Annotated in this window: 16 protein-coding genes; 9 read left to right on the top strand and 7 right to left on the bottom strand. The window is 62.1% G+C overall.

Annotation, left to right across the window (positions count from 1 at the left end; genetic code table 11):
- Window positions 1-142 precede the first annotated feature (142 nt).
- Window positions 143-1,186, top strand: coding sequence for a phosphoribosylformylglycinamidine cyclo-ligase (gene purM, locus AC3IQ7_RS27485; RefSeq protein WP_077408694.1), 1,044 nt, complete (start codon window positions 143-145; stop codon window positions 1,184-1,186).
- Between the two features lie 64 nt (window positions 1,187-1,250).
- Here purM and AC3IQ7_RS27480 read toward each other — a convergent pair whose 3' ends face one another.
- Together AC3IQ7_RS27480 and AC3IQ7_RS27475 are read right to left on the bottom strand one after the other, a co-directional pair.
- A complete protein-coding gene (locus AC3IQ7_RS27480) occupies window positions 1,251-2,582 on the bottom strand; it encodes an MFS transporter (RefSeq protein WP_489207864.1) in 1,332 nt (443 codons plus the stop codon).
- Between the two features lie 133 nt (window positions 2,583-2,715).
- Window positions 2,716-4,332, bottom strand: a complete 1,617-nt coding sequence (locus AC3IQ7_RS27475) for a GMC family oxidoreductase (protein WP_489207863.1) — start codon at window positions 4,330-4,332, stop codon at window positions 2,716-2,718.
- A gap of 163 nt (window positions 4,333-4,495) precedes the next feature.
- Between AC3IQ7_RS27475 and AC3IQ7_RS27470 the strand changes: the two genes are divergently transcribed.
- Window positions 4,496-5,332, top strand: a complete 837-nt coding sequence (locus tag AC3IQ7_RS27470; RefSeq protein ID WP_489207862.1) for an IclR family transcriptional regulator — start codon at window positions 4,496-4,498, stop codon at window positions 5,330-5,332.
- On the opposite strand, the gene AC3IQ7_RS27465 is transcribed toward AC3IQ7_RS27470, so the two are convergent.
- From AC3IQ7_RS27465 to AC3IQ7_RS27445, 5 genes are all read right to left on the bottom strand, one after another.
- Window positions 5,329-6,555 (bottom strand): 6-phosphofructokinase, encoded by a 1,227-nt coding sequence (locus AC3IQ7_RS27465; protein ID WP_099376367.1) that lies wholly within the window; start codon window positions 6,553-6,555, stop codon window positions 5,329-5,331. The genes AC3IQ7_RS27470 and AC3IQ7_RS27465 overlap by 4 nt on opposite strands.
- 116 nt (window positions 6,556-6,671) lie before the next feature.
- Window positions 6,672-8,720 carry a sodium:solute symporter family protein gene (locus tag AC3IQ7_RS27460; RefSeq protein WP_489207861.1) on the bottom strand — a complete coding sequence of 683 codons (2,049 nt, stop codon included), beginning with the start codon at window positions 8,718-8,720 and terminating at the stop codon, window positions 6,672-6,674.
- The gene (locus AC3IQ7_RS27455) at window positions 8,717-9,031 is read right to left on the bottom strand and encodes a DUF4212 domain-containing protein (RefSeq protein ID WP_489207860.1); all 315 of its coding nucleotides are present in this window, start codon (window positions 9,029-9,031) and stop codon (window positions 8,717-8,719) included. Before AC3IQ7_RS27455 ends, AC3IQ7_RS27460 begins: the two co-directional genes overlap by 4 nt.
- Window positions 9,024-10,562 carry a sensor histidine kinase gene (locus AC3IQ7_RS27450; protein ID WP_489207859.1) on the bottom strand — a complete coding sequence of 513 codons (1,539 nt, stop codon included), beginning with the start codon at window positions 10,560-10,562 and terminating at the stop codon, window positions 9,024-9,026. The genes AC3IQ7_RS27455 and AC3IQ7_RS27450 overlap by 8 nt, the downstream gene beginning before the upstream one ends.
- Window positions 10,559-11,293 carry a response regulator gene (locus AC3IQ7_RS27445; protein WP_099376370.1) on the bottom strand — a complete coding sequence of 245 codons (735 nt, stop codon included), beginning with the start codon at window positions 11,291-11,293 and terminating at the stop codon, window positions 10,559-10,561. The genes AC3IQ7_RS27450 and AC3IQ7_RS27445 overlap by 4 nt, the downstream gene beginning before the upstream one ends.
- Window positions 11,294-11,547: 254 nt before the next feature.
- Here AC3IQ7_RS27445 and recA point away from each other — a divergent pair, with 254 nt between their 5' ends.
- From recA to AC3IQ7_RS27410, 7 genes are all read left to right on the top strand, one after another.
- Window positions 11,548-12,651, top strand: coding sequence for a recombinase RecA (recA, locus tag AC3IQ7_RS27440; protein WP_099376371.1), 1,104 nt, complete (start codon window positions 11,548-11,550; stop codon window positions 12,649-12,651).
- Window positions 12,652-12,786: 135 nt separating this feature from the next.
- A complete protein-coding gene (gene recX / locus AC3IQ7_RS27435) occupies window positions 12,787-13,242 on the top strand; it encodes a recombination regulator RecX (protein WP_099376372.1) in 456 nt (151 codons plus the stop codon).
- A 148-nt stretch (window positions 13,243-13,390) separates the two neighbouring features.
- Window positions 13,391-14,929, top strand: a complete 1,539-nt coding sequence (locus AC3IQ7_RS27430) for a methyltransferase regulatory domain-containing protein (RefSeq protein ID WP_489207858.1) — start codon at window positions 13,391-13,393, stop codon at window positions 14,927-14,929.
- A 278-nt stretch (window positions 14,930-15,207) separates the two neighbouring features.
- Window positions 15,208-15,768, top strand: a complete 561-nt coding sequence (locus AC3IQ7_RS27425) for a DUF2889 domain-containing protein (protein WP_035822519.1) — start codon at window positions 15,208-15,210, stop codon at window positions 15,766-15,768.
- A 72-nt stretch (window positions 15,769-15,840) separates the two neighbouring features.
- Window positions 15,841-17,010 carry an ADP-forming succinate--CoA ligase subunit beta gene (gene sucC, locus AC3IQ7_RS27420; RefSeq protein ID WP_034746081.1) on the top strand — a complete coding sequence of 390 codons (1,170 nt, stop codon included), beginning with the start codon at window positions 15,841-15,843 and terminating at the stop codon, window positions 17,008-17,010.
- Window positions 17,011-17,023: 13 nt separating this feature from the next.
- Complete coding sequence (sucD, locus tag AC3IQ7_RS27415; RefSeq protein ID WP_034746085.1) at window positions 17,024-17,905, top strand: succinate--CoA ligase subunit alpha; 882 nt, start codon at window positions 17,024-17,026, stop codon at window positions 17,903-17,905.
- 213 nt (window positions 17,906-18,118) lie between these two features.
- On the top strand, window positions 18,119-18,583 hold the full coding sequence (locus AC3IQ7_RS27410) for a pilin (protein ID WP_489207857.1): 465 nt from the start codon (window positions 18,119-18,121) through the stop codon (window positions 18,581-18,583).
- Window positions 18,584-18,586 lie beyond the last annotated feature (3 nt).

Raw genomic sequence — 18,586 nt, 5'->3', positions numbered from 1 at the left:
GCGGGGCAGTTTGATAAAATAGCGACTTGATCGACCGAATTCACCCGCTGGCGTCCTGCCGCACGATGTTGAAAAACATGCTTGCGCGCGCGTGCCGGCGGGTATCCGCCTTCTATTTTACCGCCTCCGCTGCCACCACACCATGAACCAGACTTCTAATGTTTCCCTTTCCTACCGTGACGCTGGCGTCGATATCGACGCAGGCGACGCTTTAGTCGAAGCAATCAAGCCGTTTGCCAAGCGCACCCTGCGCGAAGGCGTGATGGGCGGCCTGGGCGGTTTTGGCGCCATGTTTGAAATCAGCAAGAAGTACAAGGAACCGGTGCTGGTCTCGGGCACCGACGGCGTCGGTACCAAACTGCGCCTGGCGTTCGAACTGAACCGCCATGACACGGTCGGCATCGACCTGGTCGCCATGAGCGTCAACGACATCCTGGTGCAAGGCGCCGAGCCCCTGTTCTTCCTCGACTACTTCGCTTGCGGCAAGCTGGACGTGGCCATCGCCACCGACGTCATCAAGGGCATCGCCCAGGGTTGCGAACAAGCCGGTTGCGCGCTGATCGGTGGCGAAACGGCGGAAATGCCGAGCATGTACCCGGCCGGCGAATACGATCTGGCAGGTTTTGCCGTCGGCGCCGTGGAAAAATCGAAAATCATCGACGGCACCAAGATCGCCCCGGGCGACGTGGTGCTGGGCCTGGCCTCGTCGGGCGTGCACTCGAACGGTTACTCGCTGGTGCGCAAGATCATCGAAGTGGCAAAACCAGACCTGGAAGGCGACTTCCACGGCCGTAAACTCGCCGACGTGCTGATGCAGCCGACGCGCATCTACGTCAAGCCGCTGCTGGCGCTGATGGATGCGATGGAAGTCAAAGGCATGGTGCACATCACCGGTGGCGGCCTGGTGGAAAACATCCCGCGCGTGCTGCAGCCTGGCCTGGTGGCCGAGCTGGACTCGAAATCGTGGACCATGCCGCCGCTGTTCACGTGGCTGCAACAGCACGGCGGCGTGGCTGACGCCGAAATGCACCGCGTCTTCAACTGCGGCATCGGCATGACCGTCATCGTCTCGCAAGAAAACGCGGATGCCGCCATCGCCCAGCTGCAAGCGGCTGGCGAAACCGTCTCGCGCATCGGCACCATCCGCGCCCGCGTGGGTGATGAGCATCAGACCATCGTGATCTAAGTTATCACACGCATAGAAAAGGCAGGCACTCGCGAGAGGCCTGCCTTTTTTACGTCCGCAGGTCTTACCTTGCGTGCGCCGTCTTCATGCGGCCATCCGGTTGCGAGCCTCCTTTCCCGATCATGGCCACGCTGACGGCCGAGACGAGGGAGGCGAACAGGATGTAGCCGACGATGTGCCACGGCTCGCCATTGCCCGTTTTCAGCAGGTAGGTGGCGATGATGGGCGTCAGACCGCTGGCGAAGATGCCGGAGAACTGGTACACGAAGGAGATGCCCGTGTAGCGCACCTTGGCATCGAACAGGTCGCAGAACAGGGCCGCTTCCGGGCCATACACGGCTGAATACAGCACGCCCAGCGGTATGATCACGGAACACCACAGCAGCAAGGGATTGTCGGCGTGGTGGAGCATGATCCAGAAGGCGGGAATCGACGACACGCCCGTGATCAGCGAGCCCCAGAAAAACACCTTGGTACGGCCGATGCGGTCCGACAGGCGGCCGAAAAACGGAATGCAGAAGCACATCACGACGGCCGACGCCATCACGCCCATCAGCGCTTCCGTGCGGGCGATCTTGATGGTATTGGTCAGATAGGTGATGGAAAACACGCCGAAGATATTGAAGAACACGCCGTCGATATAGCGCGCGCCCATGCCCTTCAAGACATTGCCGGGATAGCGTTTCAGCAGGTCGAAGAATGGAATCTGCGTCTCCGCGTTCTTCTCCTTGACGGCCTGGAATTCGGGCGTTTCCATCACGTTCAGGCGTATCCACATGCCGATGAAGACGAGGGCGGCCGACAGGATGAAGGCCACGCGCCAGCCCCAGGACAGGAATTGCGCGTCCGTTAGGCTGTAGGACAGGATGGCCACCACGCCGGAAGCGAGGCACAAGCCGATGGCCAGGCCGATCTGCGGCAGGCTGGCGTAGAAGCCGCGCTCCTTCGGCGGTGCATATTCATACGCCATCAGCACGGCGCCGCCCCATTCGCCACCGAGGCCGATGCCCTGCAGCACGCGCAGGAACAGCAGCAGGCCGGGCGCCCAGTAGCCGATGTGGTCATACGTCGGCAGCACGCCGATCAGGAAGGTGGAGACGCCCATGATCATCAGGGTCATCACCAGCATGCTCTTGCGGCCGATCTTGTCGCCGAAGTGGCCGAAGATCACGCCGCCGATGGGGCGCGACAGAAAGCCCACGGCAAAGGTGCCGTAGGCCAGCATGGTCGAGACGAGCGGATCGCCGCCCGGGAAATACAGCTTGCTGAACACGATGCCGGCCACCACGCCGTACAGGAAGAAGTCATACCACTCGATGGTGGCGCCGATCACGCTGGCCATCACGACTTTCCGTAGCTCTTTGGCCTTTTTCGGATTGTTCGTATTGTTATCCATAATATCTAGTCTCCAATCGATATCGATTATGTGTTTTTTTCTGATGCTTGGCTTGTCGCCGAGTCATTGGAGGCGGGGCCGTCTGCCCGCCGCTGGCATCCTCCTTGCAGGGAATGGGATGAAAAGGGGCGGGTCAGGCTGCCTTGGGCAGGCGCACGGCGTCCGCCAGGATCATGTCGGCCGCTTTTTCGGCGATCATGATGGTGGGCGCGTTCGTATTGCCCGAGACGATTTCCGGCATGATCGACGCGTCGACCACGCGCAGGTGCTGCAGGCCGTGCACGCGCAGGCGGTCGTCGACGACGGCCATGGCATCGTGCCCCATCTTGCAGGTGCCGCTCGGGTGGTAGATCGACTGGCTGAAGCGCCGTGCCGCGTCCAGCAGCTGCGCATCCGTCTCGAACTGCGGGCCGGGCACGAACTCGGCAATGATGTGCGGCGCCAGCGAGGGGGCGGCGGCGATTTTTCTCGCCACGCGCAGGGCGGCAATCGCCGTTAGCTGGTCGCGCGGGTCGGACAGGTAGTTCGGGTAGATGCCCGGATACGCAAAGGGATCGGCGGACTTGATCGACACGTGGCCGCGGCTGTACGGACGCAGCTGGCACACGGACGACGTGAACGCGGAAAACGGATGCGCGCCTTCGCCCGGCTTGTCGGCGCTCAGCGGCTGCATGTGGAACTGGATGTCGGGCCGCTCCACCTCGGGCGAGGAGCGGGTAAACACCGTCACCTGGCTGGCCGCCAGGGTCAAAGGCCCCGAGCGGGAAAACACATATTGCATGCCCACCCACAGCTTGCCCCACAGGCTGTTGACTTCATCGTTCAGGGTTTTCAGCCGCGTCTTGAAGACGAGGCGGATTTGCAGATGGTCTTGCAGGTTCTGTCCCACGCCGGGCAAGTCGTGCACCAGCGGCACGCCCACTTCATCGAGCAGGGCGCGCGGGCCCACGCCCGAACATTGCAGGATTTGCGGCGAGCCGATGGCGCCCGCGCATAAAATCACTTCACCGCTGGCGCGCGCCTGGCGCAGCTGGCCATCCTGCCGGAATTCGATGCCGACGGCGCGCTTGCCCTCGAACAGCACGCGGGTGATTTGCGCGCGCACTTCCACGCGCAGGTTGGCGCGCTTGCGGGCGGGCCGAAGGAAGGCTTTCGCCGTGCTCCAGCGCAAGCCCTTGCTGGCCGTCTGCTGGAAGTAGCCGACGCCCTCCTGCGTGGCGCCGTTGTAATCGGCATTGAAGGGGATGCCGCTTTCCGTGGCGCCGGCAATAAAGTGTTCGGCGATGGGACGGCGCAGGCGCAGGTCCGACACTTTCAATGGACCGCCGACGCCGTGGTAATCGCTGGCACCCCGTTCCTGGTCTTCCGATTTCTTGAAGTAGGGTAAGACCTCGGCATAGCTCCAGCCTGCATTGCCCAGTTCGGCCCAGCGGTCGTAATCTTCCTTCTGGCCACGTACGTACAGCAAGCCGTTGAGCGAGCTGGAGCCGCCCAGCACCTTGCCGCGTGGCCATTGCAGCTGGCGCCCCGCGATGCCGGCGTCCGCTTCCGTGCGGTAGCACCAGTCCAGCTTGGGATCGTGCATGGTCTTGAAATAGCCGACCGGCACGTGTATCCACGGATTGCTGTCCTTGCCGCCCGCTTCCAGCAGCAATACCTGGTTGTTGCTGTCATGCGACAGGCGGTTGGCCAGCACGCAGCCGGCGGAACCGGCGCCGACAACGATGTAATCGTAGTGTGTTTGCAACATTGCTCTTGTCTCCTGCGTTGCGGTATCTAGCTGCCTCGACGGGCATTTTTTGCGATACACTGGTCTTTATTGATTATTTTTGGAACATCTGGTTCCATTTATAAAAGACGTGCAGCACCGGGACAAGCGGAAACAGCCGCATACGCGAGAGGTGAAACAGAACATGCATGATGCGTTTCAAAAACGGCCGGCCGAGGCCGAAGAAGGCAGCCAAGCGGGTGCCGGCACGGCGGCCAGCCATGGCGACGAGGCGCGGGGCTTGCGCGTGCTGCGGCTGATCGAGCACCTGGCCAGCGCCAGCCAGCCCTTGACCCTGTCGCAGCTGGCCGCGCGCATGCAGGTACCCAAGGCCAGCATGATGCGCCTGCTCGATACGCTGGAACAGCATGGTTATGTGCTGCGCACGCCCGTGGGACGCGGCTATGTGCCCGGTGCCGCTTCCGCCAACCTGGCGCTGGCGACCCTGCGCAACAATGCCCTGATCCGCGTGAGCCGCAGTATCCTGGGCAGCCTGGTGGCGGCCACGGGCGAGACGTGCAATCTGGCCATTCCCGAGGGCAATGCGATCGTCTATGTGGACCGGGTGGAAACGCAGGAACCGCTGCGCCTGCACCTGGTGCTGGGCACGCGCGCGCCCATGCATTGCACGGCGAGTGGAAAATTATTTCTGGCGCACATGACCCTGCTGGAGCGGCGCGAGCTGCTGGCCATGCTGGGCCTGGAAGCGCGCACGCCGAAAAGCATCACCGACCCCGTGCTGCTGGAACGCGAGATCGTGCGCATCGCCCGCCTGGGCATCGGCATCGACGATGAGGAATTTGTGCACGGCATGGTGGCCGTGGCCGTGCCCATCTGCGCGGCCGACGGGCGCATCGTGGCGGCCGTGGCCTGCCACGCGCCCGTGGCGAGAAAGTCCGTGGAGCAGCTGCTGCAGCACGTGCCGCAGCTCAAGGAGGCGGCCGTGAAACTGCGGCCGCTATTGCTGGCGGAAAACAGCTAAGGTTTCAAGACCTTCGCTACTTTTGCGGCGCGCAGGCGGAACGCATCGGGCATGCCCGAACCCAGCAGCGGGCGCAGATATAACCTGAAAGCATCGGTCACGTCCGTGCCGCTGGCGCTGATGAATTCGTCTTCCATGGTGCGCGTCTTGCCCGCCACTTCCGTCAGGGGCAGCAACTCGTAATCGACGGAATAAAAGCCCGTGCGCTTGATGGCGACGGAACCGTCACGGTCGCCCCACATGGCGAACTGCACCGCCTTCTCTCCCACTTCGCGCGCCTCGCGCTGGTCGACGTCGGAGACGCAACCGATGAAGGAGCGCTGCAGATAGCCAAAGGTATCGCCGCGCACGCGCTTGATGCCCAGCTTGGCCTTGATTTCGTCGCACAGCAGGTCGGCCAGCGCGCCCGTGCCGGACAATTGCACGTTACCGTGCGCATCGCGCTCCACTTCGTTGCCCACCTGTTTGGCCAGCAAGCTGGCGATCGGTTCGCCCGAGGCGTCGTGGATGCCTTCCGAGACGGCGATCACGCAGCGACCGTATTTTTCATAGGTTGCCTTCACGTCGGCAAGAAAATTCTCCAGCACGAAGACGCGCTCGGGCAGGTAGATCAGGTGCGGGCCATCGTCGGGGAACTTCTTGCCCAGCGCCGAGGCCGCCGTCAAAAAGCCCGCGTGGCGGCCCATTACGACGCCCACGTAGACGCCGGGCAAGGCGGCATTGTCGAGGTTGGCGCCGGCGAATGCTTGCGCGACGAAACGCGCGGCAGAGGGAAAGCCGGGCGTGTGGTCGCTGCCCACCAGGTCGTTGTCGATGGTTTTCGGGATGTGGATGCAGCGCAGCGGATAGCCGGCCTTGTGTGCTTCCTCGCTGACGATGCGCACCGTGTCGGACGAGTCGTTGCCGCCGATGTAAAAGAAATGTTCGATCTCGTGTGCGCGCAGCACTTCGAAGATTTGCTGGCAGTAGGCGATGTCGGGCTTGTCGCGCGTGGAACCGAGGGCCGAGGACGGCGTGGCGGCAACCAGTTCCAGGTTGTGGCTGGTTTCCTGCGTCAGATCAACAAATTCTTCATTGACGATGCCGCGCACGCCATGCAGCGCGCCATACACGCGCGTGACATGTTGAAAGCGCCGCGATTCGAGCACCACGCCCACCAGCGACTGGTTGATGACGGCGGTCGGGCCGCCCCCTTGGGCGACAAGAATTTTTCCAGACGGCATGGGATTTCCTCGTAAGTGGAACGGCCCTCCAGCCTACTCCTTTTTTGCCGGGGCGCTGTCTTTTCCGATCGTTCTGTCGAAGAATTGTTGCACGTCACCCAGTCTTTGCTGCGTTGTTATTCCGGCGCCCGGATATGCTCGACCAGCCCCGTGCTGCGGCGTCCCGGCGCCGGCGTCAGCCAGCTGACCAGCACGGCGGCGGCCAGGCCGGCCGGCACGCCGAAGATGCCGGCGGAAATAGGCGCGATATGGAACCATTGACCGCTGGCATTACCGCCCAGCATGGTGCTCGTGTGCAGCATGTAATACAGGCATACGCCAAAGCCCGTCAGCATGCCGGCCAGCGCGCCCTGGTAGTTGGCGCGTTTCCAGAACACGCCCAACACCAGCGGCGGGAACAGGGTCGAGGCGGCCAGGGAAAAGGCCACGCCCACCAGCGACAAAATGTCCGCCGGCTTTTGCGAGGCCGCATAGGCGGCGATGAAGGCCACGGCCAGCAGCAGCAATTTTGAAATCGTCACGCGCTTTTGCGTCGAGGCGGTGGGATCGACCACCTTGTAATACACGTCGTGCGACAGGGCGTTGGAGATGGCCAGCAGCAAGCCGTCCGCCGTCGACAGGGCGGCTGCCAGGCCGCCGGCCGCCACCAGGCCGGAAATCACGTAGGGCAGGCCGGCGATCTCGGGCGTGGCCAGCACCAGCACGTCGGCGTCGATGGAAATTTCCGCCAGTTGCACGATGCCGTCGCGGTTGACGTCGACGATGCTGATCAGGGGGCTGAGCTTGTCCACATTGGCCCAGTACGACACCCAGGTGGGCAGGTTCGCGTATTGCGTGCCCACGAGCGCCGAGTAAATGTCGTATTTGACCAGCACGGCCAGCGCGGGAATCGTGAGGTAGATCAACAAGATGAAGAACAGGGTCCAGAAGACGGAGACGCGTGTTTCGTGCACGGACGGCGTGGTGTACGATCGCATGAGGATATGCGGCAGGGCGGCCGTGCCCAGCATCATGCAGAACACGAGAGCCAGGAAATTGTTGCGCTTGATGTCGGACTGCTCCCGGTCGGCGGCGGGAAACGGCTGCGCGTGCGGAATGATCGGCTCGGCGCGTTTCTGGTTCTGCGCCTGCGCCGCCTGCCACAGCACGCGTGCCTCGTCCGGACTCTTCGGATAGGCGATCAGGTAGCGTTCCGCGTTGCGGATGTCGAACAGCGAGGCATTGCGCTGGCGCAAACTATCGAGCTGGCGCTGGGCCGTCAGATGGCCCTGTTCCCAGGAAGCGGGCAAGCCGGCTATGCGCGCCTGGTAGCTGATGGCGCGCTGGTGGAAGATGGCGCGCACCTCGTTTTCTTTCGGATCCGTTTCCAGCACGTGTTCGCGCGCGCTCAGTTGCGGCAGCACCTTGCCGTAGGCGATCTGCGGCACGGGATTGTCCGCATGCTTGACCGACAGCCATATGGCGGGAATCAGGAAGGCGACGAGGATGATGATGTACTGCGCCACCTGCGTCCAGGTGATGGCGCGCATGCCGCCCAGAAAGGAGCAGACGAGGATGCTGGCCAGGCCCAGGAAGATGCCGACGGAAAAATCCACGCCCGTGAAGCGCGAGGCGATCAGGCCGACGGCGTAGATCTGCGCCACCACATACGTAAACGACACGATGATGGTGGCGGCCACGGCCACCACGCGCACGCTGGCGCCCCGTTTGTCGGTGCCGCTGCCATAGCGGGCGGCGAGGAAATCGGGAATCGTGTACTGGCTGAACTTGCGCAGGTAGGGCGCGATCAGCAGTGCGACCAGGCAATAGCCACCCGTCCAGCCCATGATGAAGGCCAGGCCGTCGAAGCCGTTCAGATACAGGCCGCCGGCGAGGCTGATGAAGCTGGCTGCCGAAATCCAGTCGGCGGCCGTGGCCATGCCGTTGAACATGGCCGGCACCCTGCGCCCCGCCACATAGTATTCGGTGACGTTCGAGGTGCGGCTGATGACGCCGATGGTGGCGTACAGGGTGATGGTGACGAGCATGAACAGGTAGCCGATCCACGCGCGCGGCATGCCTTCCTGTTCCAGCACCGACAAAGCCAGCAGGAAGGCGGCGAAACCGGCCGTAAACAGCAGGTAGTAGCGGCACAGGCGGGCAAAGAAGCTGCGCTGGGTGCTCATGCCTGCTCCTCGGCATGAAAAGCCCGGTCGAGGCGCCGCATGCGCCAGGCATAGAAGGCGATGATGGCCAGGTACACCAGCGAGGCGCCCTGGGCCGCCATATAAAAGGGCAGCGGCCAGCCGAACAGGTTCAGATGCAACAGTTCGCGCGCATAAAACACGGTCAGGAAGCCCGTCAGCAGCCAGACCAGCAGCAGGATGGCCGTCAGGCGCCGCGTCTTGCGCCAGTGCACATCGAGGCGCGCCTGCAGCTCGGGGCCGGGCGTGCGTAGCGACCGTGTTGGCGGAACGGGTGGGCTCGGCTTATCCATACGTGATCTCATCCTCTTCTGGCGCGTCCGGCAACAGCAGGGCGATGCTCAGGCGCAGCAGGGTGCCCGGCAGCTTCGGCGACTGCGCGCGCGGATTGTTAAAAATATCGACTTCGGCGCCGTGCTGCTGCGCAATTTCGCGCACGATGGCCAGGCCCAGGCCGCTACCGTCGACATTGCTGCCGAGAATGCGGTAAAAGCGTTCGAACACGTGGGCCCGCTCGGCTTGCGGTATGCCGGGGCCCGTATCTTCCACTTCCAGGATGGCCAGTTCCAGGGTGCTGCGCACGCGCACGGTGACGCTGCCGCCGGCCGGCGTGTAGCGCAGGGCATTGTCGATCAGGTTGCTCAGCAGTTCGCGCAGCATCATGGCATTGCCGGAAATCATGATCGAATACGCGGGCTGCTCGAAGCCCAGGTCGATATGCTGGGCAAACGAGGCTTGCACCCAGTCCTGCACCACGCCGCGCGCCAGCTCGCTCAGCTCGATCGGCTCGAACGCCGTGCCCGCCTGCGGCTGGTTTTCCGCGCGCGCCAGGGCCAGCAGCTGGTTGACCAGGCGCGTGGCCGCTTCCGAACTTTTCGCCAGTTGCAGCAGCGAGCGGTGAATCTCGTCGTGGTCGGTCTGGCGCAGGGCCAGTTCGGATTGCATGCGCATGCCGGCCAGCGGCGTCTTCATCTGGTGTGCGGCATCGGCGATGAAGCGTTTCTGCATGTCGATCGACAGCGACAGCCGCGCCAGCATCTCGTTGAGCGATCCGACCAGCGGCGTGATTTCCTCGGGCACCTGGCCCGATTCGATGGGCGATAAATCGTCGGGCGGCCGGGCGCGTATGCGTTCCTGCAATTGCGCCAGCGGCGACAGGCCGCGCGCCAGGGCAAACCAGACCAGGGCCAGGATCACGGGCAGGATGATGAACTGCGGCAAGATCACGCCCTTGATGATTTCATTGGCCAGCTGGGCGCGCTTTTCCAGGGTTTCCGCCACTTGCACCAGCGCGCGGCTGGGCTCATCGTCGTTGCCGGAAGGGATGTCGAGATAGCTGAACGCCACGCGCACGGGCGTGCCATGGATGGTGTCGTTGCGAAACAGCACCATGCCGCTGCGGTATTTGTCGGCGTCCTGTGGCGGGGGCAAGTCGCGGTCGCCGTCCAGATATTCGCCGCGCGGACCCACTACCAGGTAATACAGGGTGTCGATATCGTCGCCGCGCAGGAAGTCGCGGCCGCTATTACTGCTGTTCTTTTCCGGCACGCGGCGCAGCATGGCGCCGTCGGCCTGCTTGACCTGCTGCGTCAGCACCGTCACGCTGTCTTCCAGCGCATGGTCGAACGGCTGATTGGCGATGCCCTTGGCCACCAGGTAGGTGATGGCAATGCTCATCGGCCACAGCAGCAGCAAGGGCGCCAGCATCCAGTCGAGGATTTCGCCGAACAGCGAATGCTCGATGGTGTCATCCTGTTCCGTGGTGGGCGGCTCGAACCAGTCGTCGTCTTCTGGCTCGTCCGCTGGCGCCTCGCGCGCCTTCACTTGCTGGCGGGTCCGCTGGCCGGGCTTGCCGACTCGCCCGCTTCAGCGTTCAGGCGCGCCGTTTCCGAGTATTTTTCCAGGCAATAGCCGAGGCCGCGCACGGTGGCGATGCGCACGCCGCCCACTTCGATCTTCTTGCGCAAGCGGTGGACATACACTTCGATGGCGTTGTTCGACACTTCTTCGCCCCATTCGCACAGGTGGTCGACCAGCTGCTCTTTCGAGACGAGGCGGCCGGTGCGGCCAAGCAAGATTTCCAGCAAGCCCAGTTCGCGCGCCGACAGGTCGAGCATCTGGTCGTTGATGTAGGCGCTGCGCCCCACCTGGTCGTAGCTGAGGGGGCCATGCTTGATGATGGTGGCGCCGCCGCCGGCGCCGCGGCGCGTCAGGGCGCGCACTCTTGCCTCCAGTTCCGACAGGGCGAACGGCTTGGCCATATAATCATCGGCACCGAGGTCGAGGCCATTCACGCGTTGCTCGATGGAATCGGCGGCCGTCAGTATCAGCACGGGCAACAGCGAGGCGCGCGCGCGCAGGCGGCGCAGCACTTCCAGGCCGGACATTTTCGGCAGGCCCAGGTCGAGGATCAGCAAGTCGAATTCCTGGGTGGACAGGGCCGTATCGGCCTCCTGGCCCGTCTTGACGTAGTCGATCGCATAACCGGACTGGCGCAGCGAGCGGGTCAGGCCATCGGCCAGCACGCTGTCATCTTCGGCAAGTAAAATACGCATGGTGCACTTCCTATGCTTGCGGCGGTAGAAGTTTGTATTGTGTTTCATTTTCCGCAAGGTGGCGAGTTTTTGTGAGAAACCAGGCTTGTATTGATCTGTTTCAAAACAAATCCACGTTCCGCTTGCATTGATCACTGTTTTTTTATACAGTACTGTCTGTGTAAAGAATTTAACCCACTGGCGCTATCGCAGGCTGCACGGTTCACGTAGATGCGTCTCGTGAATCCGCACCTGTAGAACGGCTGAAAGAACATATGGACGATAAAAAAGCTGTAGTACCCGCATCGGAAAAAGCCAAGGCGCTCGCCGCCGCACTGGCGCAGATCGAGAAGCAGTTTGGCAAAGGTTCGGTCATGCGCATGGATGCCAGCGCGGCGATCGAAGAAGTGCAAGTCGTGTCGACCGGTTCGCTCGGCCTCGATATCGCGCTGGGCGTGGGCGGCTTGCCGCGCGGCCGCGTGGTGGAGATCTATGGTCCGGAATCGTCGGGTAAAACCACCCTGACCCTGCAAACCATTGCTGAAATGCAAAAACTGGGCGGCACTTGCGCCTTTATCGATGCCGAGCACGCGCTGGACGTCGGTTACGCGCAAAAGCTGGGCGTGAACTTGCATGAATTGCTGATCTCGCAACCGGACACGGGCGAGCAGGCGCTGGAAATCTGCGACGCCCTCGTGCGTTCGGGCAGCGTCGACCTCGTCGTCATCGACTCCGTAGCCGCACTGACGCCACGCGCCGAGATCGAAGGCGACATGGGCGACTCCCTGCCAGGCCTGCAAGCACGCCTGATGTCGCAAGCTCTGCGCAAGCTGACCGGTTCGATCAACCGCACGAATACCCTGGTCATCTTCATCAACCAGATCCGCATGAAGATCGGCGTGATGTTCGGCAGCCCGGAAACGACCACCGGCGGCAATGCGCTGAAATTCTACGCCTCCGTGCGCCTGGATATCCGCCGCACCGGCTCGATCAAGTCCGGCGATGAAGTGATCGGCAATGAAACCAAGGTCAAGGTCGTCAAGAACAAGATCGCGCCACCGTTCAAGGAAGCGCACTTCGACATCCTGTATGGCGCCGGCACCTCGCGCGAAGGCGAAATCCTGGACCTGGGTTCGGATGCCAAGATCGTGGAAAAATCCGGTTCGTGGTATAGCTACAACGGCGAACGCATCGGCCAGGGCAAGGACAATGCCCGCGCCTTCCTGCAAGAGCGTCCGGCGCTGGCCCGTGAGATCGAAAACAAGGTCCGCGCGTCGCTGGGCGTGCGCGAACTGCCGCCGCTGGCCGCTGAAAAGCCGGAAAAAGCCGATAAAGCCGCCGACAAGGCTGCCAAGGCAGAAGCCAAGGCTGCCGAGTAAGCTGCCGTCAGCCACCATTCGCACTGGCGGATGGTGTCTGGCAAGGTGTGACCATGATCGCCGTCCCGCGCTGTTGCGCCGGGCGGCGATTGTGTTTGGGGGCTGTGATCGTGGAATGAAAGACAAGGTGGGTGTATGGCCGCAGTACAACTAAGCCTGAAGGGCAGGGCGCTCCGCTTTTTGTCGATGCGCGAGCATAGCCGCATGGAATTGCGGCGCAAGCTGCAGCGCCATGCGCAGGAGGGTGATGACGTGGAAGCCTTGCTCGACAGCCTGGAGCAAGCCAACTGGCTGTCGCAGGAGCGCTTTTCCGAGTCGCTGATCCACCGCCGCTCGGCCCGCTTCGGGAATAGCCGCATCATGGCCGAATTGCAAAGCCATGGCATAGCCGGCGAGGCGCTGCAGGAACTCAAGGCAGGCCTGGCCGAAGGCGAGACCGCACGCGCCTGCGAAGTGTGGCGCCGCAAATTTGGTGAAGTGGCGCAAGATGCCGAGCAACGCAACAAGCAGATGCGTTTTTTGATGCAGCGCGGCTTTTCGCAGCGCGCCGTGCAGGTGGCCTTGAAGGGGCTGGACCCCGACGAGGAATAAGGCTGGCCATGGCGGCCCCGTCGTGCCGCCATGAACTGCGCTCCCAAACGCCATCTGTTTCCCGTATGGCGACGCCGCGCGATCGGGTATGCTGGCGCTCGAACGCTGTGCGATGCGCGCGGCACCACTGATCGTGACAGGATGCAAGATGAGCAACTGGAATGCCGGCTATATGGCCGAAATCGCCTATACCTATGGCTATTACGAAGAATTGAATCCGTTGCGCCTGCGGCTGCCCCTGCTGGCCGCCGGCCTTGCCTTGCCGGCCAGCGGCACGGCTTGCGAGTTGGGCTTTGGCCAGGGCATCAGCGCCAACATCCATGCGGCGGCGTCCGCCACGCGCTGGTATGGCAATGATTTCAATCCTTCCCAGGCCGCCTTCGCGCAGGAGCTGGCCAGCGCGGCCGGCGCCGGAGCGCAGTTCACGGACGAATCGTTCGCGCAGTTTTGCTGCCGCGACGACTTGCCCGATTTCGACTTTATCTGCCTGCACGGGATCTGGAGCTGGGTCTCGGCGGACAATCGCGCGCTGATCGTCGACTTCCTGCGGCGCAAGCTGAAAGTCGGCGGCGTCGTCTTCATCAGTTACAACACGCAGCCAGGCTGGGCCGCCATGATGCCGATGCGCGACCTGATGGCCGAACATAGCCGCGTCATGAGTGCGCCGGGCCAGGGCGTGCTGGCCAGAGTCGCTGGCGCCATCGATTTCGTCGACAGGATGATCGCCGCGCAACCGCGCTTCCTGGAGGCCAACCCGCTCCTGGCGGACCGCATCGACAAGCTCAAGGCGATGGATGGACATTATCTTGCCCATGAGTATTTCAATGCCGACTGGCAGCCGATGGCCTTTTCCAGCGTCGCGGCCATGCTGGGCGAGGCCAAGCTCGAGTTTGCCGCGTCCGCCACCTATACCGCTCTGGTCGACATGCTGAACCTGACGGCCGAGCACCAGCAATTCCTGGCCGAGATACCCGATCCCATCTTCCGCGAGACGACACGCGCTTTCCTCGTCAACGAGCAATTCCGCAAGGATTACTGGGTCAAGGGCGCGCGCAGGCTGACGCCGCTCGCCCAGGCCAGCGCCTTGCGGGCCGTGCGCGTGATGCTGGCCGTGCCGCGCGACGAAGTGGTGTTGAGCGTGCATGGCGTGCTGGGCGACGCCGATATGGATGAGCGCGTGTATGCACCCGTGCTCGATGCCATGGCCGACCATCGCGTCTACACGATAGGCGAGCTGGAGCAGCAACTGGCGGGCAGCGAAGCCAACCTGGCTGCCTTGCTGCAGATCATGCTGGTGCTGGTCAGCAAGGGTAGCGTGCTGGCTGTCCAGGACGAGGCCGACATCGCCGTGGCGCGGCCGCAGTCGGCGCGCCTGAATGCGCACCTGCTGGAACAGGCGCTGGCAAGAACCGATTTGAACATTCTCGCCAGTCCCCTGACGGGCAGCGGCGTGGCTGTACCGCATTTACAACAGCTATTCCTGTGGGCGAAACTGCAAGGTTGTTCAACGCCGCAAGAATGGGTGCGCGCGACATGGCCGGTGTTGCTGCGCTTGAACCAGTTGGTGACGAAGGACGGGCAGCCCTTGTTGACGGAAGAGGAAAACCTGGCCGAACTGCTGGCGCACGCACAGCATTTCTCTGCGCGGAACTTGCCCATTTTGCGCATACTGGGCGTGACAGACTGAGGCGCGGCGCCGGCCAGGTTGTCGGTGCCTGCCTACCTGCTTCCGGGTTATTTGCATTGTGAATGTTTGTCATTCATTTTGCGATTTTCATTGATAATTTGCGGCGGGCGGCCAGACCAATAAATAATTATGTTGCGGCGCAACTAGCGCCCTGTGTGCTACACTTTTAGGGTTTTTGCGGCGCCGCAGGTGCGGTTGCTGTTCGTAGAAGCTGCGAACAGAGTGCTTTAGGCACATGGCTGCTTACTAATTATGGCCGCGCAAGCGGCATCGGTCTTATGCCCCTGTCAACTCCCGTATCCCGGCGCGCCCTACGGCACTCCCGCGTTATCGACGTCCAAGCGTATGTGCGCGACGACGGCCTGTGGGATATTGACGCCCGTATCACCGATATCAAAAGCTATGACGCGACCCTGGCTTCCGGCCCCCGTCCCGCCGGCGCCCCTCTGCATGACCTCCATTTACGCATTACCGTCGATCGCGAACTGACCATTGTCGAGGCCGAAGCTGCCTCCGATGCCGTGCCCTATCCCGGTTTTTGCGATACCATCGGCCCCGCTTACAGGGCGCTGATCGGTCTGAATCTATTGAAGAATTTCCGCCGCGACTTGAAACAGCGCCTGGCGGGAATCGCTGGCTGTACCCATTTGACCGAACTGGCGCAAGTCTTGCCGACTGCGACGGTTCAGGCATTTGCCGGCGATGTCTGGTCGACCCGCGACGGTGCGAATGCTGACTTATCGCATGAAAAGCCGTTTCAACTCGACAAATGCCACGCCCTGCGCACCGATGGCGGGGCGGTGGCACAGTATTACCCGCGCTGGGTAGCCAAGCCGTGACCCCGGCGCTTTCCTGTTTTTTTTGCACCACTAACCGTATTTTTACACATCAGTATCAGAAGGGAAGCCAGCATGAAAATCCATGAGTATCAAGCCAAAGAAATCCTCCGGCAGCACGGAGTGACGGTACCACGCGGTATCCCGTGCATGTCCGTCGAAGAGGCAGTCAAGGCTGCGGAAACCCTGGGCGGCCCGGTGTGGGTCGTCAAGGCACAGATCCACGCAGGTGGCCGCGGCAAGGGCGGCGGCGTGAAAGTGGCAAAATCGATCGAACAGGTCAAGGAATACGCTGACCAGATCATGGGCATGCAGCTGATCACGCATCAGACCAGCGCCGAAGGCCAGAAAGTCAACCGCCTGCTGGTAGAAGAAGGCGCCGACATCAAACAAGAACTGTACGTTTCGCTGGTCACCGACCGCGTTACCCAGAAAATCGTCCTGATGGCGTCGTCCGAAGGCGGCATGGACATCGAAGAAGTGGCCGAGAGCCACCCAGAGAAGATCCACCACGTCACCATCGATCCAGGCACCGGCCTGACCGATGCCCAGGCAGACGACATCGCCGCCAAAATCGGCGTGCCTGCCGGCTCCATCGCCGACGCGCGCGTCAACCTGCAAGGCCTGTACAAAGCGTACTGGGAAACCGACTGCTCGCTGGCCGAGATCAACCCGCTGATCGTTACCGGCAGCGGCAAAGTCATCGCCCTGGACGCCAAGTTCAACTTTGACCCGAACGCCCTGTTCCGTCATCCGGAAATCGTCGCCCTGCGCGATCTGGACGAAGAAGATCCAGCTGAAATCGAAGCGTCGAAATTCGACCTGGCCTATATCTCGCTCGACGGCAACATCGGTTGCCTGGTGAACGGTGCCGGCCTGGCCATGGCTACCATGGACACGATTAAACTGTTCGGCGGCGAGCCAGCCAACTTCCTGGACGTCGGCGGCGGCGCCACGGCAGAAAAAGTGACCGAAGCGTTCAAGATCATGCTGAAAAACCCAGGCCTGAAAGCCATCCTGGTGAACATTTTCGGCGGCATCATGCGTTGCGACGTGATCGCTGAAGGCGTGATCGCCGCAGTGAAAGCCGTCTCGCTGAACGTGCCACTGGTCGTGCGCATGAAGGGCACCAACGAAGACCTGGGCAAAAAGATGCTGGCCGATTCCGGTCTGCCTATCATCGCAGCCGACACCATGGAAGATGCAGCCAAGAGCGTCGTTGCCGCTGCTGCCGGTCAAGCTTAATTAAGGAATCAACATGTCCATTCTGATCAATAAAGATACCAAAGTCGTTACCCAAGGGATCACCGGCAAGACCGGCCAGTTCCACACCCGCGGTTGCCGCGACTACGCGAACGGCAAAGCTGCCTTCGTGGCAGGCGTGAACCCGAAGAAAGCCGGCGAAGATTTCGAAGGCATTCCTATTTTCGCTAACGTGACCGAAGCGAAAAAAGAAACCGGCGCCAACGTTTCCGTGATCTACGTACCGCCAGCAGGCGCGGCAGCGGCGATCTGGGAAGCTGTCGAAGCTGAAATGGATCTGGCCATTTGCATCACCGAAGGCATTCCTGTGCGTGACATGATGGCTCTGAAAGACCGCATGGCTAAAGCCAACAGCAAAACCTTGCTGCTGGGCCCTAACTGCCCAGGCCTGATCACGCCAGACGAAATCAAGATCGGCATCATGCCAGGTCACATCCACAAGAAGGGCCGTATCGGCGTGGTGTCGCGTTCGGGTACCCTGACCTATGAAGCAGTGGGTCAGCTGACCGCACTGGGCCTGGGCCAATCGTCGGCAGTCGGCATCGGCGGCGACCCGATCAACGGTCTGAAGCACATCGACATCATGAAGATGTTCAATGATGATCCAGATACCGACGCGGTCATCATGATCGGCGAAATCGGTGGTCCAGACGAAGCCAACGCGGCTTATTGGATCAAAGACAACATGAAAAAACCGGTCGTTGGCTTCATCGCTGGCGTGACGGCTCCTCCAGGCAAGCGCATGGGCCACGCCGGCGCGCTGATCTCGGGCGGTGCCGATACGGCACAAGCCAAGCTGGAAATCATGGAAGCTTGCGGCATCACCGTGACCAAAAACCCGTCGGAAATGGCGCGTCTGCTGAAAGCCATGCTGTAATTTCAGCCTGGTCACCGCAGTGCAAAAAAGGAGCTTCGGCTCCTTTTTTTTATCCGCAAGACAGGCCGATTCCCGGCCTGGGGGGACGGTGCTGGTCCGAACCTGCCCAAAAGTGTCGCTTTTCTTTCCACGTGTGCTGCCGCTGCCCGGGCGCGCCGCTGGCATGGCGCTTGCAACGTATCTGGCGTGAGCAATGCACCATGGGAGGATACGATGCGCGCGCAAAGCGGATTTACCCTGATAGAACTGATGATCGTGGTGGCTATCGCCGGCATCCTGGCGGCCGTGGCCATTCCCCAGTATGGCGACTACACGATGCGGGCCAAGGTCAGCAATGTGCTGGCGGCCGCTGCCCCCTTGAAAACGGCCGTGGCCCTGTGCGTGCAGGAAAACGGCGGGCTGGCTACCACCTGCAGCACGTCCACCCAGGCCGTACCCAGCGCCATCCCCGTGTTCAGTGCCACGCGCGAAGTGGCCAGTGCCAAGGTCGATAAAGGCAATATCGAGCTGACCCTGGCGGGCAATATGGGCAGCGGCATGGGCGGCCAGACGGTGAACATGGAGTTGCAGATTGGCACCAGCAGCCTGAGCTGGTTTAACAGCACCAGCGTGACGAATGCTGCAGCCAAGGAAGCCATTACCAGGAACAATATTCCGAAGGTGGTGGCGACGCAGTGAGCG

Source organism: Janthinobacterium sp. GL_088 (assembly GCF_057837845.1).
The sequence above is the reverse complement of the archived record's forward strand: the minus strand, read 5'-3'. Positions and strand labels throughout refer to the sequence as shown.

Excerpts from the sequence above, each read along its gene's own strand:
- purM (WP_077408694.1), top strand. The coding sequence starts at position 143 with ATGAACCAGACTTCTAATGTTTCCCTTTCCTACCGTGACGCTGGCGTC.
- AC3IQ7_RS27480 (WP_489207864.1), bottom strand. The coding sequence starts at position 2,582 with ATGGATAACAATACGAACAATCCGAAAAAGGCCAAAGAGCTACGGAAA.
- AC3IQ7_RS27475 (WP_489207863.1), bottom strand. The coding sequence starts at position 4,332 with ATGTTGCAAACACACTACGATTACATCGTTGTCGGCGCCGGTTCCGCC.
- AC3IQ7_RS27470 (WP_489207862.1), top strand. The coding sequence starts at position 4,496 with ATGCATGATGCGTTTCAAAAACGGCCGGCCGAGGCCGAAGAAGGCAGC.
- AC3IQ7_RS27465 (WP_099376367.1), bottom strand. The coding sequence starts at position 6,555 with ATGCCGTCTGGAAAAATTCTTGTCGCCCAAGGGGGCGGCCCGACCGCC.
- AC3IQ7_RS27460 (WP_489207861.1), bottom strand. The coding sequence starts at position 8,720 with ATGAGCACCCAGCGCAGCTTCTTTGCCCGCCTGTGCCGCTACTACCTG.
- AC3IQ7_RS27455 (WP_489207860.1), bottom strand. The coding sequence starts at position 9,031 with ATGGATAAGCCGAGCCCACCCGTTCCGCCAACACGGTCGCTACGCACG.
- AC3IQ7_RS27445 (WP_099376370.1), bottom strand. The coding sequence starts at position 11,293 with ATGCGTATTTTACTTGCCGAAGATGACAGCGTGCTGGCCGATGGCCTG.
- recA (WP_099376371.1), top strand. The coding sequence starts at position 11,548 with ATGGACGATAAAAAAGCTGTAGTACCCGCATCGGAAAAAGCCAAGGCG.
- recX (WP_099376372.1), top strand. The coding sequence starts at position 12,787 with ATGGCCGCAGTACAACTAAGCCTGAAGGGCAGGGCGCTCCGCTTTTTG.
- AC3IQ7_RS27430 (WP_489207858.1), top strand. The coding sequence starts at position 13,391 with ATGAGCAACTGGAATGCCGGCTATATGGCCGAAATCGCCTATACCTAT.
- AC3IQ7_RS27425 (WP_035822519.1), top strand. The coding sequence starts at position 15,208 with ATGCCCCTGTCAACTCCCGTATCCCGGCGCGCCCTACGGCACTCCCGC.
- sucC (WP_034746081.1), top strand. The coding sequence starts at position 15,841 with ATGAAAATCCATGAGTATCAAGCCAAAGAAATCCTCCGGCAGCACGGA.
- sucD (WP_034746085.1), top strand. The coding sequence starts at position 17,024 with ATGTCCATTCTGATCAATAAAGATACCAAAGTCGTTACCCAAGGGATC.
- AC3IQ7_RS27410 (WP_489207857.1), top strand. The coding sequence starts at position 18,119 with ATGCGCGCGCAAAGCGGATTTACCCTGATAGAACTGATGATCGTGGTG.